This is a genomic window from Lacticaseibacillus thailandensis DSM 22698 = JCM 13996 (assembly GCF_001436135.1).
Classification (GTDB): Bacteria; Bacillota; Bacilli; order Lactobacillales; family Lactobacillaceae; genus Lacticaseibacillus; species Lacticaseibacillus thailandensis.
This window is the reverse complement of record NZ_AYZK01000007.1, coordinates 1-17611: the sequence shown is the minus strand read 5'-3', so window position 1 is coordinate 17611 and position 17611 is coordinate 1. Positions and strand designations below refer to the sequence as shown.

Below are 17611 nucleotides of genomic sequence, written 5' to 3'. Positions count from 1 at the left end.
AGGAAAAGCATTTACTTAATTTCTTCAAATTCACTCTTAGTTGCAACCGGCTTGAGGCTCCAGGCGGCGAACAAAGCCAAGATAGCAATGACCAACGTGCCGTAGCCCAGGAACTTCCATTCCCAGGTGATACCGATCATGTAAACATGAGCCAACACGAGGAGGACAGTGCCGCCGATCCAATCAACAAAGAAGCGAACACCACGGGTACGGGCGCGACCATCCAAAACGGTGAGAATCATGATGCTAAAGGTGAAGACAATCCCAAAGCTGATGGTGCTCCACCGTTCCATGAACGACGTGGGGGTGGTGGCGTACCAGCAACCAACGATAACGATGGCGGCAACAATCACCATGGCGATGACGATGCCCCACCCACTCTTTTTCCGACTTTTGGCTACATGTGCTGCGTGTTTACTCATAATTTCACCTCGCTAAGGCAAAGTGTACCAAAGATTGCCCCCCGCCGCACTAGTCAGACGGGAGTTGTAACATGTTCTAAATAATTTTGGGGCGGAGCCAGGCGCATAAAAAGTGGAGCGTAACTTACTTCGACAGTGCGGGCCAGGCTTGGCTTCGGTGCCGAAGTGGGCTACGCGGAACTTTTTGCCTTGTGTAGCTCGACGAGCAGCGCGAAACCTCGCGGGTAAAAGCGTTAGCATAAGGTGCTTTGACCTAATGGCCCGCGCAGCTCACCAATTCATCTCAAGGAGGATTCCATCATGACTAACAACTACGGCATCGGCTTTTACGCCGGCCTACCACTGAGCGACCCAGACGCACTGCAGCAAGTGTCCCTACCGACCCCGACCCCGGGGCTGCAAGACCTCATTGTTGAAGTGCACGCGGTTAGCGTCAACCCAATTGACACCAAATTACGCCCCACCGTCTCTGAGTCCGACACCCCCACCATTCAAGGATATGACGCCACCGGGGTCGTTACCGCCGTGGGTGGTCAGGTCACCAACTTTCAGCCGGGCGACCGCGTCCTGTACGCTGGTACCACCACTCGGCCCGGGGCCAACCAACACCTCCAGGCTGTAGATAGTCGCATCGTGGCCCCAGCACCGGCGGGACCAACGGACGCCGAGCTCGCCGCTTTGCCCCTCGTGGGTTTGACGGCCTGGGAACTCCTCTTTGAACGGATGGGCTTTACCCCAGCCGCTGGAGCCAACGCCGGGCAAACTTTGCTCATCATTAACGGGGCCGGCGGCGTGGGCTCCATTATGTCCCAGCTGGCCCACTGGTCGGGTCTAACGGTCATCGCGACGGCGAGTCCCAGCCACTTTGAGTGGTTAGCACAACACCACGTTGACGTACCGATCGACTACCACGATAACCTCATCGCGAGCGTACAGCAGGCGGGTTACTCCCAGGTCAACGGTGTGGCAATCCTGCACCAAACCGAGCCCTACATTGTCGCTGCTAGCAAGTTAGTTGCACCGCTCGGCCACGTGGGCGCCCTGGTTACCCCCACCGCACCACTGGACGTAACGTTGCTCAAACCCAAAGCGGCCAGCCTCGACTTTGAGTACATGTTTACCAAAACGGACCACCAGGTTGCCCTCACCACGCAGGGAGCGATTTTGTCGCGTTTGGTTGCGCTATTAGCAGCAGGCAACATCACCAGTGACGTGGCGCTGAGCCTCAGTCCCATTACCGTAGACAACTTGCGGCAAGCCACCGCGGCGGTCGAAACCGGACACATGGCGGGCAAAGCCGTGGTCAGTGGTGGCTTTCCACCCGAGAATTAGGCTACACAAAAGGAGCTGCTGAAACGCACCACGCGTGCATTCCAACAGCTCCTTTTTTATGGACCTTAAAATTCAGTTTCTACCAACTGCTTAGGCCGGATCAAGCACGGGGTGTCCGCACTGCCAGCATGGAACCCCTGCTCTTTGAGTAACCGGTTCAGGTGGGCATCGTGGCCTACTGCCACGATATTTTCAACCTGGCGGAAGTAATCAATCATTTCTTCCAGTAAGTGGGCGTCAACGCCGTCTTCCTGGTATTCGGGTAGCACTACCAGTTGGTCCAACAGTAGCACTGTGTGCATGTCAGATACGCCACGCACCATCCCCACCAGGCGGCCGTCATCCCGCGCAGTCATAACCGTGGAATTGGCCAGACCCTCAGCAAGATTGGCCGCATTGTCAGCCTCTGCTTGCCAGCCGGCGCCACCATAAAGTGCCTTAATTTCATGGATATTCAACCCACGTTCAAACATATACTCAACCATCAAAACGGCCTCCGAAATTATTAGTCGTCATGATTCTACCGCACAAGCACACAAAGTCCACCCTAATTAATATTTTCATTAGAAAAAATCATTTACGTTCATTGGTCACAAAGTCGATAAAGTGGACATCATCGTCGAGCACACCCACGTCTCCATGCAGGGACCAGCTACCGTCGCTACTATTACTGTGTAGCGACAGGTGCGGGTCAAGGTAATCGGTCGAATACCCCTTCACCAATACAGGACCGAGGTTGCTGTCCACGGTGGTATCGTAATCACTCAGGTCTGCGTCAGGCGGCACAATGTTGACGGTAAACTGGGTCTGCATGTGCATCATCGCGTGCTGGGAATACGGCCCGACCCCATCCTCAAAGGTGAGGAGCAAGTGGTTATCGCCCAACCGTGACTGGATAAACTTACTCGTTGCTTCATCAAAACGCATGTCCATCATTATCACCTCACGCACAGAATAACGGAAAGCGATTGCAAAAGCAACACTTATAGTCAACCCACAGAAGAAGTTGCGCGTCTTTACTTTCTTTTAAATTGTAAGTAAGAGTTTGGTCACAATTTCTTCACAATTAGACTTTAGTATAAAAACATCGAGATGAGGCAAAACCCATCCCGATACCCAACCCAACTTTTTTTCATTTTACTCCTCCAAAGTAAAATAGTTGGTCGGTTTACCCGCCGGCCAACAGACCCTTACTCCATGGACTGTCGGCTCAACCCCCGGCAGTCTTTTTTTTGCGCAGGCTCTTAGCGCTCCGCGCTTAGAGCCTGCCACTCGGAGGCTGCGCGCCAGCTCAGCCGAGAGACTGTGGCCCGATACCAATCGGCAGTCAGAACGAGTACCGTGACAGTGCAAAACTAACTACTCTTTAGGGTGTACTCGCTGCTACTCGGAGGCTGCGCGTCAGCTCAGCCACGAGACAGTAGCCCGATACCGATCGGCAGTCAGAACGAGTACCGTAACAGTGCAAAACTAACTACCCTTTAGGGCGTACTCGCTGCCACTCGGAGGCTGCGCGTCAGCTCAGCCGAGAGACTGTGGTCCGATACTGATTAGCAGCCAGAACGAGATCGTTAGTGGGTCAGTCACGTGTAAAAACACAACATGACGAATTGCAACTGCCTTCCACTAGCCTCCTGTGTCGTCATCATTCTTTGCACCCTACGCCCTTTATCCCAAATTAGCAATGAAACTAACGCAAAATCTTCACATTTACCGACTATTATATTTTTTGTAGAGATGAGGAACCCAGAACCTCATCTACTACCTCTTCTTCATAACTGTGGGATTCCCAGATCCCACACCTCCCTCATTTGAGGCCCCGCCTTCGCGACGGGGCTTATTTTTTGAGCAACGAGTAGCCCTTTAGGGCGTACTCGTCGCCACTCGGAGGCTGCGCGGAGCTCAGCCGAGAGACTGCAGCCCGATAGCTGTCCGCAGTCAGAACGAACATACTAACAAATTACAACTAGCTTGCTTTAGCACTTACTCTNGAGTAGCCCTTTAGGGCGTACTCGTCGCCACTCGGAGGCTGCGCGGAGCTCAGCCGAGAGACTGCAGCCCGATAGCTGTCCGCAGTCAGAACGAACATACTAACAAATTACAACTAGCTTGCTTTAGCACTTACTCTCTGCCACTCGGAGGCTGCGCGCCAGCTCAGCCGAGAGACCGTAACCCGATACATATCGATTGTCGAACGAACATAGAAACAATTATAACTAGCCAGCTATAACACTCACTCCCTGCCACTCCCAGCCTCAGCACCCGCCGATCCAAGCACCCATGACCACGACCCCTTTGCTGACCCTATCAAAGCCAAAAGACGGACTAGCAACCATCCCCAAAGGGAACAACGGTTGCTAGTCCGTCTTTCAATCTACCGGCGACAAACACGTCATCATTCACTTCACAGCGTCGCAATAAAGCGCCCAAACGCGGCGTGTCCCGCCGCATCACGCTTGAATACACCGGCATCGGCCAGAACCCGGGCAAAGACGTGACCTACAGCTTGCTGTAACTGCGTCTGCGCGTTGGCCGCAGTCCAAGTAAACTGCGTCCGCAACTGATCAGCCCATGGCTTATGCATCGCGGCCATCTGGTTAGGCTGGCCCAGCAGGTACTTACGGACTTCCGCCAGTTCTGGTAATAACCGTGCCGGCAGGATGGCCAGCCCCATCACCTCAATGAGGCCGATGTTTTCCTTCTTAATGTGCTGAACGTCCTGATGTGGGTGAAAGATGCCATCCGGATACTGTGCTGAGGTTTGGTTATCCCGCAACACGATATCTAACTGGTAATCATCCCCGACACGCCGTGCAATCGGCGTCACGGTGTGGTGGCGTGTACCGTCTGCACCGACGGCCCGTACATCTACCGCGTCATCGGTGTAGTCTGCCCACGCCGCGCGGATATGCTCGGCCGCAGCCGCCAACTGGGTCCGCTCACTGGACGTCAACCGGATAACACTCATCGGCCACTTAACGACCGCCGCCTGGACGTCCGGAAAAGCCCCTAGCGTAAACGGTTGGTCGGTGGTCGCGACCGCCATCGGCATCGTGTGCCGGCCGCCCTGATAGTGCTCGTGTGCCAGCATTGATCCCCCCACAATGGGCAGGTCGGCGTTGGACCCGGCAAAGTAGTGCGGTAACCACGTCACGATGTCCAACAAGTTGGTAAATGTTTGGGCGCCAATATGCATGGGTTCGTGCACAGCATCCAGAAAAATAGCGTGCTCGTTAAAGTATGCGTACGGCGAGTACTGGAACCCCCAGGTGTGACCACCCAGGTTGAACCGAACCACCCGATGGTTAGCCCGCGCCGGAAAATCAGCCCGACCCGCGTAACCCTCGTTTTCCAGGCATAACTGGCAGGCCGGATAGCCATTACGTTGCTGGTGCGCCGCCGCCGCGATGTCCTTGGGATCCTTCTCCGGCTTCGACAGGTTAATGGTAATTTCGAGGTCGCCAAACTCGGTCGGAGTTTTGAAGGCCACGTTGCGCGCAATCGCTCGGGTCTGGATGTAATTGTTAGCACGGGATAGCCGGTAGAACCAGTCCGTCGCCGCCTGGGGTGAGTGCTGGTATTCCGCCCAAAACCGCGCGTTAGTTGCACTCGGTGTGGGCGTAGCCAAGTCCATTAATTGGGCTGCCACGATGGCGCGGGCCGACTGCGTATCCGTCACTACCTGATTGGTGACCCCCGCAGCCACCAGCCGGTCAAGGTTGGTGAGCGGGGCATCTGCCCCCGCTACGTCCGCCGCGGCATCACCCACCAACGCCAGGATCCGGTTGGTCAAATATACCCGGTCCATGGGCGTATACTGCGTGTTCGTTGCTAAAACGTAATCAATGTGTCGGTCAACTGCAGTCGTCATTGTATCCTCCCCGTCGTATTGCTCCAGGCGCGCAAAGTCGCCACCGGCAATGCGCCGCGTCCGTTCTTACTCGTCACGCACTCTGGCTCACTTATCCGCGAGTTTGTGGGCCCCGTCAGCCACTTCGGCGACGTAAAAGTCGGCATCATAACCGACCACCTCACGGTAACGCTGCCCAACCGCGGCCTGCACGGCAGCCACTGCATCTTTGGCCACGATGGCAATAGCGCAACCCCCAAAACCGGCCCCCGTCATCCGGGCACCGAGCACACCAGGTTGCTGGAGCGCGGTAGTGACCAAGGTATCCAGCTCGAGGCCGGTCACTTCAAAGTCGTACGCCAGACTGACCCCGGAAGCGGAGACCAAGCGACTAAACGTAGCCAAATCTCCGGCCTGTAGGGCCTTCGTGGCACGCAAAGTCCGCTGGTTTTCCACCACCGCGTGGCGCGCCCGCCGAATCAGGGTGTCATCATAAATCAAGTAACTGTATTCATCGAAGGTGTCACCATCAAGGTCGCCCAACGTCTTAATGTCCAGTTGCTTTTGCAACCGTGCCAAGGCCTCCTCGCACTCACTGCGCCGCTCGTTGTACTTGGAGTCCGTCAGCTCCCGCCGCTTGTTGGTGTTCATGATCAAGATCACGTTATCCTGCAGGTCCAACGGCACCGACGCGTATTGTAACGTGTTGGTGTCCAGGAACACCGCGTGGTTGGCCTCACCCATTTCCACGGCAAACTGGTCCATGATGCCCGAGTTAACGCCGATATAGTTATTTTCCACTAGCTGACCCATCTTCACCAGCTCGACGCGGGAGAAGTGCAAGTCAAAGGTATCCTGCAAAATCGTCCCCATCAACATCTCCAACGAAGCGGATGACGACAACCCCGCCGCGTTTGGCAAGTTACCGTATATGTAAATATCCAACCCGTGGTCAAACTTGGCCCCGTGGGCTACCAGCTCGCGGGCCATACCCTTGGCGTAGTCGGTCCACCGCCCGTCTTTGGGTGTGTCCAGCTGAGCTAGTGGCACCGTCAGTACGCCCTGGTCCGCAAAGTTAGCGGAGTATAACCGCAGCGCCTGCTGGTCGTTAGTACCAACCGCAGCGTACGTACCCAAACTAATGGCACAAGGAAAGACGTGCCCGCCATTGAAGTCGGTATATTCACCAATTAGGTTAATACGGCCCGGCGCGAAGAACATGGCGTCCGCGGCATGACCAAATTGCTGTGTGAAGCCACTCGTAAGTGTTGCTGTATCCATGATGTCATCCTCCATAAATGTTCGTCATCAACTTTGTCGTTCAACCAACGTACTGGCCAACGTGGTGCGCGTGGGGGTGCGCACCTGCCCGGTAATCAGCGCGTGCAATTGCTGCACACCCACCTGTCCCAGCTCCTGCGTGGCGACGTGCACCGTACTCAACGCCGGCGTGAGGTAACGACCAATGGCGAGATCGTCAAAGCCCACGATGGTCACGTCTTGGGGAACCCGGAGGCCCGCCTCCTGTAAGGCTTTGATAGCCCCAATCGCCATGGTGTCGTTAGCCACAAAGAAAGCACTGGGCAGCTGGGCGCGCGGGGTGGTCTGCACCAACTGCCGCATCGTGGCGTACCCGCTTTCGGTCGTAAACTCACCGACCGCGACCAGCGGCTCGGTGCCGCCGGCGGCCACCACGTTGCTGGTAAATAGTTGCGGCCGCGGGTCGTGCAGGGCCACATGGTCGGTAGTATATTCTTGACCCGCAAGCATGCCGATACGTGTGTGCCCCACCGCCACCAAGCGTTGTGCCAGCGCGGTAATGGGGCCCGCAAAGTCGGGCACCACGCAAGCAATTTCCCGCGTCAACACGTCTTGATCAACCACCACTAACGGTAGCCCCAGCGCCCGAAATGTCGTCAACTGGTCGTCGCTATACTTACCGACAGCCACCATCCCCACTAGGGCACGCCCATGAGGCAGCGCGTCACCGGGAAACACCCGTAACAGTTGGTACCCTAGTTGGGCGAGCTGGCTCTCCACGCCCCAACGGATCGATCGGTAGTACAAGTCACCATCCTCCTGGGCTTCCGTATACCACAGCATTTCGGCCACCGTACCGCGATGGACACCTTGGTGCCGCTGGTGTTTGGTGTAGTTCAGCGCTTCAGCGGCGGCAAAGATGCGCTGCCGGGTGTCCGCACCCACTGACAGGGTAGTATCTCCACTCAGTACCCGGGACACGGTCGCAACCGACACGTCCGCCCGGGTCGCAATATCCTTCAACGTTGCGATGACCCTCACCTCCTGCTGACAAGTTCAATGTAACTGGTTACAGGTAAAATGTAAACCCTTTCTTTACTAAAAATGGTAAATTTTTACTACATGTGTCGTCCCCTTCCACTGGTTCATCCTCAACAGCACTGTGGACCCTAGATAACGGGACCAAAAAAGCCTGCACCAACACTGGCGCAGACTTTCTACTATTATCTATCGTGTCCATTGCAATGAAACTAGAAGGCCGGATCGTTCGCCCAGTGGTTGATGGGCCCAAACTTATGACCCACCGCAATTTCGTGGCCAATTGCGTTCGTCACGAACGCACGGGCGATACGAATCGCACTCTCCACGTCCGTACCCTTAGCCAGTTCCGCGGCAATCACCGCACTGACCGTATCGCCGGTCCCGTTACGCCGATCCGTATCGAAGAACTGGGCGGGCAACCAGAAGGTCTTGCCGTCTTCCAGCAGCACAAAGTCATCAACCGTAGTTTGGTCACCACCGACACGTTCACCCTTGAGCAAGATGTTCTTGGCCCCCATTTGCTGCAGCTCATGCGCCGCCTGTTCGATGTCAGCTTTGCTCGTCAGCTTACGGCCGACCAGGTGCTCCGCCTCGTAAAAGTTCGGCGTCATCACGTCAGCTAGCGGAATCAGCCGGGACTTTAACGTCGCCAAGGCATCCGCTTCTAGCAGCAAGTTGCCGTGCTTGGTCACAATGACCGGATCCAACACTAGCTTGCCAAAGTCATACTTTTCCCAGTTATCCGCAACGGTGTTGATCAAGTCAGCATCTGCTAACATCCCGGTCTTAGCTGCGCGCACGTGTAAATCATCCGCCAGATCCTTGAATTCGTTACTAATAAATTTAAGTGGCATCGTGACACTATCGTGGATCCCGTACGAATTACCAGCCACCGCGGCGGTCAAGACCACCGTACCGTATACGCCACGCATGAAGAAACTGTGCAGGTCCGCCTCGATTCCCGCGGAACCATCACTGTCGGATCCACCAATTACCATTACCTGAGGATACTCATTTGCCATTGTGCACAAACCTCCTAGACATTAATCAAGATATCTCGTTACTTGGTTGGTGATTATTACTTACCGCCAACGTCCAGCGGGTAGACCGTCGCGTCCTCCACATTGCGGGTGCCAAACGAGTAAGACGCTGCGTCAATGTCGGCTTGGTCTGCTCACCTGGCCGCTTCCCCTCAAACAAAAACGGCAGGACTTACGTCGATAATACGCCGCCCTGCCGTGAAAAGATAGTCATGTTCTGCTGAAACAGGATGAAATCCGCTCATCCTGGCGTTAACAACCGTGCTTAGTTAAACGCGGGCCGCTTGGGGAGCACACCCCGCAACCAGGTGCCCAAGAACGGGTAGTTGTGTACTAACTCTAGCACCTGCACCGTGGCGTCCGGGTAGCCCAGCGAGATGTTGCCCTGCTCAGCATCGACCGTCACCGTCAAATCGTTGTGGTCGGGAAGGGCTAAGACGTACTGGCCTTCCCGGTCGGTTTCGCGCATCAAGACCGCGTTGTTCGCGGCCGTGACGAACAGTTCGTCCAGTGCTGGCACGTTCTGATCACTGTGGACGTTAACCGACAGGGTCAAGTTACTGCCCACCAGCTCGTCGGGAATCGTCGTGGATTCCCAGGCCAAGCCGTTGCCTGGCTCAGAGGCCGCACCCAGGTCCATCCAGTCATGGCCCTCGTCGTCGTACACGTGGAAACTGGCAACCGGGTCATCGGTTTCCACAAACAGCCGCACGTTGCCCGGCTCCGTGATCGTCGCGCTGTTGGTCAGCGGGGCGGCATTGTCGAACTTGGTGCCAAAGGTGAGGCCCGCCACCGGCTGCAAAACCGTCTCATCCACGCCACGGAACCGGTACCCCGTGGCGTACAAGGCTTTCGTCAACGCACTGAGCGCCTTCAGTTCGGCCTCAGTGTAATCAACTTTGGGGCCATCCTGTGCTGTGATCTGCAACAACGTTGGTAGATCCGTCGCCTGGAGGTAACCGTCCGTACTCAGCGGGTTCACGATGCTGAGCAACTCGTGGTTGTCGCCCTTGTTCGCCAAAAAGGCGGTGATAGTTGAGTGTTCCGCATCGTCGGCACTAGTTTTAAGCCAGAACCGATCCATGAACTCGGTTTCGTGGAGTCCCTCCGTTGCGTTAAACGACTGTACCAGCTTGTTTGCCAGTAACTCAGTGAACTCGTGGAGCAGGTTAGTCTGCGCCGTCACGTTGGCCGACCACACGTCGCTATTGGAGAAATCATTGACGCGTTCCTCGTACTTCAAAGTGATTCGGGTCCGAGCCTGTGCTGCCTCCATCTGCGTAGTGATGATCTCAATGGTTTCCTTATCGTTCAGGTTAAGCATTGTGCTGGCCCCCTTCATCAGCTTTCAGTGCCTGCATGTAGTCATCCGCCATGCTGGTTAGGACGTTGGCAAAGTCGGCCACCGTGTCGTACTCCTTCGTCACTGCTTGGTATTCATAGTTGGTCACAGCCGCGGCCACCTGTAACTGCCGCTTCTGGGAATCGAACGCCTTGTCCGCTGCCGCTTTGGCCTGGTCAAACTGCCGACGGATACGGTTAATGTCGAGCCCATTGCCGCGCCGTTGTGGCTGACGCGCGGGACGGACCGGTTGTTCCTCCGGGGCATCCCCATCCGGTTCATCGGGATCGATAAAGTTGCGCAGTAGTCCTCGCAACCCGCTACCATTATTAGCACTACTGCTAGCGGCGTTGCTGGCGACCCGGCCGCCCGTGCTGGCTTCACTGTCGCCGGCCTGATCGGCTTCCAGTGTTTCCAGCTGGTTATGCAGATCCGTGGCCTGCTGGTACACGTTACGGCGCATATCTTCTAGCTGGTCATCCAGGTAGGTCGCCTGGTGGTCAGCAAAGTCGTACAACTGTGGCATGATGGCGCGCTGGTCATCCGTTTGGTGCAAAATCGTGCGGTTAATGACGTCCAACCGCCCAAATTGACGCCGGTGATACCAGTCACCAAAGAAGACGCGGCCGTCGTCGGTCACATCAAAAAATGGGATGTGGTCCCGTAACCAGCTAACTAGGTGTTGTTGCAGGAACGTCATCAACTCCTGCTCAGCCTGCTTGTCGTACGCCAATATGTATCCGGGAACGTCGTGTGGGTCTAGTCGCAGATTCGCGGCCGTGTTATCAATACCCTGATAAATACGGTACGTGGACTGGTCCGCCCACGCAGCGGCAAAGTGCTCGAAAAAATCTTGTTGGTATTTGAGGCTCGTTTCTACTGACATGTTTTTATACCCCATTATTCTTATTGTTCTAATAACACCATTTTACCGCAACTCCACGTGATGACAAGCACAAACTGCCCGTAACGACGCGGACTTGCCCCCGCTCACCCAATGTTGAATCACGGTCACGTCACCGACCACCAGGAGGGTTGTCATTTAATTCCGCCTGGACACGGAGCAAGAACCGCCACCCACCTAAACGGCAGGACGAAATGAGTAAACTGCCCATGGGTTGCCCATCATTTGCTCATCCGGGTAGCCAAATCGCTAAACGGACATATATACTAGCCTACGGAATGGTTATGTAGAAGGGAAGTGGCGGTAGTGTCAACTCAACGCGAACTTAAACTAAAGTGGTTATTTCTGGGTTACTTGATCACCAACACGGGGGCCAGCTTTATTTGGCCATTAACTACTATCTATATGCACCAATACTTAGGCGAAACGCTCACCACTGCCGGTATCGTCCTCTTCTTTAACTCCATGGCCCAAGTGGTGGGCAACATCATCGGTGGCCGCATGTTCGACCGCTGGCGGGAAGACCGCACCATGCTGATTGGGGTAATTCTGGTCACCACCGCTACGGGGCTCCTCGTCCCGTTTCACGCCTGGCCAGCCTACCCGATTTTCCTCGTCATCAGTGGGTTTGGCAGTGGCATCGTGATGACGGCTATCAACGGCTTTGCCACCCGCATTCAAAACCATACGTCCAGCTACGTCTTTAACGTTCTGTACTTCACCAGTAATCTGGGCCTGGTGTTTGGCACCCTGGCGGTCGGTTTCGTATTGCCACTAGGAATCACCATCGTTTTTGCCCTCGCATTCGCCATGTACCTGCTACTGTTCGTCATTTGGTTCAGCGAGTATCGTGGGCTCGCGCAGCCACGGCACGCCGTTCCTGGCGCCAGTGCCAAGGCGCGCGTCCACCTGGCCCTGCCAGTGATCACCGTCCTGACGACGCTGGTCATCGTGTGGCTCTTCTACGAGCAGTGGAACAGTAACATCTCGGCGTACATGTTGGGCATGGGCCTCAAGGTGCGTGACTATAGCTTCCTGTGGACCATTAATGCCGTCCTGATCGTGACCTTTCAGCCTGTCCTCACCTTTTTTGACGATTGGTTGTCACGGCACCTTAACGGTCGCATCTACAGCGGCATCGCCCTACTGGCGGTCAGCTTCCCGCTGCTGATCGTTGCGCACCACTACGGCATGTTCGTCGCGTCGATGACCATCCTCACTTTGGGGGAGATTACGGCGCTACCAGCCATCTCGACCTACGTGGACCGCTTTGCCCCTGAAACCCAGAAGGGCCGCTACCAGGGCTTTGTCCAGGGCTGTGCTGCCAGTGGCCGTGCCCTCGGCCCACTGGTCGGCGCAATTATTATTGATGGTAGTTCGTACCGCGTGCTGTTTGTCGCAGCGACGGTCGTCATTACGATTGTGGCTTGCATCCATGCCGTAATCAACCGGACGTGGCGGCAACCCAGTCAAGCCGACTAGCTAGTCGTCCTCTGGTGGCGGCATGACTGGCTAATAGTAACCAATTTGATCAACGGATTCTTGGGCCCGTGACCATCCTGCAAGCTGGCTGGTCACGGGCCCATTTAGCGTGTGCGTAGATAAATTTATTCGGTGGGCATCCCCCCGACGGCACCCACTATATTGCTGACTAACTAAATGTAAAGACTTTATAATTTTCCGCCACGTGCACCTGCATGCACCCCGATAATGCGTTACCTTGACGTTAGAAATAAAGTAAGGGACGGGAGACCCATGAAGAAGATTTTACACGGCATGATCATCCTGGGAGTCGTTATTCTGGCGGTATTTGGTGCGTATAAACTGGACGTTTATCAGTGATTGGTGAACGCTGGCATCGTGCCGGTACAGGAACACGTGCGCATGGATGTGCCCTTGATTCGCAAAGGTACGGCACCATCCTTAGCCAATGGCAGCGAAGTCACCGCGTTGGCCATGCTACTCCAATATTATGGTTACCACGAAACCAAAAACACGTTGGCCGCGAACGTGCCGCGGGTCCCGTGGCTCTTTGCTGACGGGGACCATGGCAACCCGAACGTTGGGTTTGTCGGCTCCGTGTCTGGGGATAGTTATGGCCTGGGTGCCTATCACCACCCTATGATGCGGTTAGCCCGGCAATACACCAGCCACGCGGTCGACATGTCCGGAAGCAGCTTTGACCAGGTTATCCGGGTGCTGGCCACGGGCCACCCGGTGTGGACGATTACCACAACCTCCTTTGCTCCCGTTCACGATTGGCAACGGTGGACGACCCCGCAAGGACACATTAAGGTTACCTACTCCATGAATAGTGTGGTCATCACCGGTTACGACCGCACCCAGAAACTGATCTACGTTAATGACCCGTATGGGCATAAGGACAAAGCCGTCAGTTGGGACAAGTTCCAGGCCGCATACAACCAGATGGGTCAGCAGGCTATTTATATTAAATAACGTGATAGCACGTATGACAATCATCCATTTTAACAATTTTTCAACGCGTTCGTGGTCCCCCGGGCGCGTTTTTGTGCTAGGCTGGGTACTAGCTTACTAAAAATGAGGCATTTTCATGAAACATCCCGTTCGTCTGCTGGTAACAGCCATCATCGTCTTGCTGGCCGTTGCTGGCGTCCTTGTGGTACACCAGTATACTAGCCACGATAATAATAACAGCTCACCAACGCACAAAGTTAGCACCACACCGCTCAAACGGCACGTTAAATATAACGTACCGTTGATTGACCAGATGGATTCCCCCACTTTGTATAACGGTTGTGAAGTCACCTCGTTAGCAATGCTACTTCAGTACTACGGTCACAACGTCACCAAGAACGACCTGGCCAACGCCATTAAGACGGTACCGCTCACGTATGACAACGGCGAACACGGTAACCCCAACGTCGGTTTTGTCGGCTCCGTTAGCGGCGACACGCCTGGGCTCGGCGTGTACCACGGGCCCATTGCCAAGCTTGCACGGAAGTATACCCACCACGTCACCGATATCTCCGGCAGCAAGTTTAGTGCCGTCATCCGCGCACTGTCGACGGGCCACCCCGTGTGGACGATTACTACCGCTACCTTTGCCAAAGTCGAGGACTTCCAGAAATGGCACACGCCGCAAGGCACCATCAAGGTCACCTATTCGCAGCATAGCGTCGTTATCACCGGCTACAACCGGGCCAAAAAGCTGATCTACATCAACAACCCGTACGGGCAAAAGAATCAGGCCGTGAACTGGCACGACTTTGCCGCCGCGTATAAACAGATGGGGCGCCAAGCCATCTACATCAACCAAACTAAAACCAAATAGGTAAACAAAAATGACGACCCGTTGCACGCGGATCGTCATTTTTGTTGGTTGCTAGTGTTGGCGGGAACGAAACCAGTCCGCGCACTCGAGTAGCGCCATCACGATGAGGTAAGCACCGAAAAACCGGAAGGCCAACATCGCCGTACCAAACGGGTTAAGCAGTAGCACCGCCCCCGCAATGATAATCAGCACACCATAAGTTACCGACGGCCACGCCGGCACGTTAACGTACTGACGGTCAGCCGTAGCCACGCGAATTTTGTAGATGCCAAACAGAATCAACAGTACCCCCAGGAAGAAGGGGAGAATACTGATTAAAATCGTCGCTAGCCCCTCAGCCAGCAGCGACAGCACAATGAGAATCACCCCACCATACAGGCTACCTCCACGGTGGCGTAGCGCCATCACGAGCTGGTACACCCCGAGGACCAACAGTAACAAGCCAATCACAGCCACGCTACTGTTGAAGACCAGGTGGGGCGCAATCGCAATGACCAACCCCAAAACCAGCATGACAATTGCCGCGCTGATGCTGGGCCCCATGCCCTGTCCACGTGAACTACTTTGCATTTGTGTACCTCCCTTAGCCGACGATTATTAATTTACTAATATAATTCTACCATTGTTCGTGATCCCAGGTACGGCCATCGACCTCACCGCGCGCCATGGTCAACGCGTGGTCCTGTTGGCGAACAAAGTTGGCGCACGCCCGCCAAAACAGTTGATCAGGGTAACGCTGCGCCCGTTGTGCCTGTTGTTGTGTGCGTTCAAGTAGCCACGCGGTGCGTTCCGCCTGGGCTTGTGCTTCCACGTCATCCATCAGTCGTCATCTCCTCGCCGTAAATCACCCACGACTCCCCGTAACTGAGCGAGCTCATCATCCCGGTCAGTCAGCTCCGTGGCCGTCAGCTCATCGCCCAACGCCCGAGCCCGCTGAGCAAACCACGCGGCCAGTTCCGCGGGTGCCCCAGGATGGGGCATGCTGAGTAGCTGGCGGTACTGGATGTACGTTTGGGCGCGCGCAGCGTCGCTTTGATGCGCAAAGTCATTGATGTACAGTGCGGGTAACGGCACCATCGCAGCTTTGCGCGCCAACGACCAAAATGGCACCATCAACTGGTCAAGCGTAACGTTTTCGCTCCCACCGACCCGAAATGCGGCGCTGGGATGGCCAGTCGTCACGACCAACCCTAGCGCCTTACCGCGCAACTCGCCGGCCCGGGCCGCACTAACTTGGTGGTCGGTCCATTCGTCATCCAGCCAGGCCCACAGACTTGCCGGAGCACCGTACCAGTACAACGGAAATTGAAAGATGATACGGTCGGCTGCCTGTACGCGCGACCACAGTTGGTGGCGTGCCGCTGGTTCCAGGCCATCAAGATGCACCCACTCAGTGTGTGGTTCCAATGCAGCCGTGGCGCGCAAAAATGCCTGGCTCGTACTGCCATCAATGTCTGGATGGCTCACGATAATTAATGTTTGCATTGCGGCACCCCCATCGTCTTTGTCAGCCATATTGTAGCATTTGTCCGCCTACAGGCTCCAGCACGCCGGAATCGGAGCGCAAGAAAGCACCGCTGTGCGCGGCCCAATTAGGTTGCTCACAACGGTGCTCTTTGCGTGTATACACGCTATTATTCGTCATCGCGACGCTTCTTGTAGCCGACCAATCCTAGTAACATACCCAGAATAGTCAGACCCAGGGAGGCCATGGTTGACTCGTGTTCATCACTGGTTTGCGGTAGTGTCCGCCCCGTTCCTGGTAATTTGTGTCCGGCGGTAGCGGTATTACCGTCACCAACAGGAGTCGTACTGCCAATTGGCGTGGTGTCCCGCGTCGTGGTCGTTGCGTGACGCACGTGCACGTAACTGTGTGCCGTGGTGGACCCGCCGGTACTTGGCAACCGGTGCGGTGCGGTCGCTACACCGGTACTTGGCCTGTGGTTAGACGTGGTAACTGCCCCACCAGTGCTTGGTAGGCGGTGCGGCGTGCTGGTTGTACCGCCAGTTTCTGGGAGCCGACTAGCCGCTGCATGGTACACCACAATCACCGTGGTATTAGCGGCAGCGCCCGTAAACGTCAGCGCCGGAACCAGTGTGCGGTCAGGAGTCATACCAGCGACACTTGGCACCTGCACAGCGTCGAAACCGTTGTAACCTACTGCTACCCAGGCGCCATACGCTACTTGTGGATTATCCGGCTGACTGAAATCAACCGTTGCGGTCCGCTGGTAGCTAATGGTTTCGACCACATCCGGTGCGACCGTCCGACCAGCACCATCAACAAAGTGCACGGTCCGCGTGGCAACTTTCTCCAGGTCGCTATCAGTCAAGCCACTCGGGTAGTGCGGACTATCCGGATTACTTGGATTGAGTAGGTCACTAGGGGTCTTCGGGTTGTCGACCGTGACCTCCTGATCCGTTGGGTAGTAGGTGACCACCAGACTGACAGGGAATGGGCCCTCGTCGGTCATAGCGTCTACCGTTGTCCGGTCAGGCGTCAGGCCTGGTACTGTCGGACTAGTAACGGCAGCAAAGTTGCCGTTGCCACTTGCTGGTGTCCATTCACCATAAGTGACTATACCAGTACTCAAATCAACATCGGCCGTGCGAGTGAAGTCTACAGACTGTACCTTGTTAGGTGCGACCGTCTGTCCCGTTGCGTTCACGTAACGGATGGTTTCCGTTGCTGTCCGGTTCAAATCGTTGGTGTCCAGTCCTGCTGGATACTTTGGACTTTGATCGTTATCCGGATCAACCGGGGCACCTGGCTTTTGCGGGACAACTTCCGTTGGGTCGCTACCAGCTGGTACCTGCGGGTTGACCGTAATTACCGTCGGGTAATAGTAAACCGTTAACGTCACATCGGCAGCGGTGTCATCAACTAGTGCTGGCACTTCCGTTTGGTCTGGCGTTAAGCCTGCTTTCGTCGCTGCTGGTACCGCCGCAAACGTATCGCTACCATCAGCTGTCCAAGCACCATAGGTAACAGTGCCATTAGCTACATCAACTTTGGCTATACGGTGGTACGTGATCGTCGCCGTCTTGCTTGGTGCAACCGTTGCCCCCGTGTAACCATTGATAAAGCGTACAGTCTCCGTTGCCGT

General features: G+C 55.5%; 17 protein-coding genes. 4 read left to right on the top strand and 13 right to left on the bottom strand.

Going from position 1 to position 17611, the window contains the following annotated elements; all coding sequences use genetic code 11:
* Window positions 1-11: 11 nt before the first annotated feature.
* A complete protein-coding gene (locus FD19_RS08230) occupies window positions 12-422 on the bottom strand; it encodes a hypothetical protein (protein ID WP_054750763.1) in 411 nt (136 codons plus the stop codon).
* 300 nt (window positions 423-722) lie between these two features.
* Here FD19_RS08230 and FD19_RS08225 point away from each other — a divergent pair, with 300 nt between their 5' ends.
* Window positions 723-1754 carry a zinc-binding alcohol dehydrogenase family protein gene (locus FD19_RS08225; protein WP_056969716.1) on the top strand — a complete coding sequence of 344 codons (1032 nt, stop codon included), beginning with the start codon at window positions 723-725 and terminating at the stop codon, window positions 1752-1754.
* A gap of 65 nt (window positions 1755-1819) precedes the next feature.
* On the opposite strand, the gene FD19_RS08220 is transcribed toward FD19_RS08225, so the two are convergent.
* From FD19_RS08220 to FD19_RS08185, 8 genes are all read right to left on the bottom strand, one after another.
* The gene (locus tag FD19_RS08220; RefSeq protein WP_056969714.1) at window positions 1820-2239 is read right to left on the bottom strand and encodes a GNAT family N-acetyltransferase; all 420 of its coding nucleotides are present in this window, start codon (window positions 2237-2239) and stop codon (window positions 1820-1822) included.
* Between the two features lie 88 nt (window positions 2240-2327).
* Window positions 2328-2687: an iron-sulfur cluster biosynthesis family protein gene (locus FD19_RS08215; protein WP_054750766.1), complete on the bottom strand. Its 360-nt coding sequence runs from the start codon at window positions 2685-2687 to the stop codon at window positions 2328-2330.
* Window positions 2688-4158: 1471 nt separating this feature from the next.
* Window positions 4159-5625: a UDP-glucose--hexose-1-phosphate uridylyltransferase gene (locus FD19_RS08210; protein WP_054750767.1), complete on the bottom strand. Its 1467-nt coding sequence runs from the start codon at window positions 5623-5625 to the stop codon at window positions 4159-4161.
* A gap of 87 nt (window positions 5626-5712) precedes the next feature.
* On the bottom strand, window positions 5713-6885 hold the full coding sequence (locus tag FD19_RS08205; RefSeq protein ID WP_056969712.1) for a galactokinase: 1173 nt from the start codon (window positions 6883-6885) through the stop codon (window positions 5713-5715).
* A 27-nt stretch (window positions 6886-6912) separates the two neighbouring features.
* Entirely contained in the window at window positions 6913-7905 is a 993-nt protein-coding gene (locus FD19_RS08200; protein ID WP_082619539.1) for a LacI family DNA-binding transcriptional regulator, read from the bottom strand.
* Window positions 7906-8114: 209 nt separating this feature from the next.
* Window positions 8115-8927 (bottom strand): bifunctional hydroxymethylpyrimidine kinase/phosphomethylpyrimidine kinase, encoded by an 813-nt coding sequence (gene thiD, locus FD19_RS08195; protein WP_054750769.1) that lies wholly within the window; start codon window positions 8925-8927, stop codon window positions 8115-8117.
* A gap of 283 nt (window positions 8928-9210) precedes the next feature.
* Window positions 9211-10269 carry a hypothetical protein gene (locus FD19_RS08190; RefSeq protein ID WP_054750770.1) on the bottom strand — a complete coding sequence of 353 codons (1059 nt, stop codon included), beginning with the start codon at window positions 10267-10269 and terminating at the stop codon, window positions 9211-9213.
* Window positions 10262-11173, bottom strand: coding sequence for a hypothetical protein (locus FD19_RS08185; protein ID WP_056969708.1), 912 nt, complete (start codon window positions 11171-11173; stop codon window positions 10262-10264). The genes FD19_RS08190 and FD19_RS08185 overlap by 8 nt, the downstream gene beginning before the upstream one ends.
* Window positions 11174-11497: 324 nt before the next feature.
* On the opposite strand from FD19_RS08185, the gene FD19_RS08180 reads away from it, so the two are divergent.
* The 3 genes from FD19_RS08180 (at window position 11498) to FD19_RS08170 (ending at window position 14504) form a co-directional block, all read left to right on the top strand.
* Window positions 11498-12673, top strand: coding sequence for an MDR family MFS transporter (locus tag FD19_RS08180; RefSeq protein ID WP_235804149.1), 1176 nt, complete (start codon window positions 11498-11500; stop codon window positions 12671-12673).
* Window positions 12674-13036: 363 nt separating this feature from the next.
* Window positions 13037-13648, top strand: a complete 612-nt coding sequence (locus FD19_RS08175) for a C39 family peptidase (RefSeq protein ID WP_235804152.1) — start codon at window positions 13037-13039, stop codon at window positions 13646-13648.
* A gap of 115 nt (window positions 13649-13763) precedes the next feature.
* A complete protein-coding gene (locus FD19_RS08170) occupies window positions 13764-14504 on the top strand; it encodes a C39 family peptidase (RefSeq protein WP_056969702.1) in 741 nt (246 codons plus the stop codon).
* 51 nt (window positions 14505-14555) lie between these two features.
* On the opposite strand, the gene FD19_RS08165 is transcribed toward FD19_RS08170, so the two are convergent.
* The 4 genes from FD19_RS08165 to FD19_RS08150 form a co-directional block, all read right to left on the bottom strand.
* Window positions 14556-15074: a DUF308 domain-containing protein gene (locus FD19_RS08165; RefSeq protein ID WP_054750775.1), complete on the bottom strand. Its 519-nt coding sequence runs from the start codon at window positions 15072-15074 to the stop codon at window positions 14556-14558.
* 46 nt (window positions 15075-15120) lie between these two features.
* Window positions 15121-15324: a hypothetical protein gene (locus tag FD19_RS08160; protein ID WP_054750776.1), complete on the bottom strand. Its 204-nt coding sequence runs from the start codon at window positions 15322-15324 to the stop codon at window positions 15121-15123.
* Window positions 15324-15989 carry an NAD(P)H-dependent oxidoreductase gene (locus tag FD19_RS08155; RefSeq protein WP_056969700.1) on the bottom strand — a complete coding sequence of 222 codons (666 nt, stop codon included), beginning with the start codon at window positions 15987-15989 and terminating at the stop codon, window positions 15324-15326. Before FD19_RS08155 ends, FD19_RS08160 begins: the two co-directional genes overlap by 1 nt.
* Before the next feature lie 149 nt (window positions 15990-16138).
* Window positions 16139-17611, bottom strand: a 1473-nt coding sequence (locus FD19_RS08150; protein ID WP_156639688.1) for a mucin-binding protein, incomplete at its 5' end; no start/stop codon positions are given.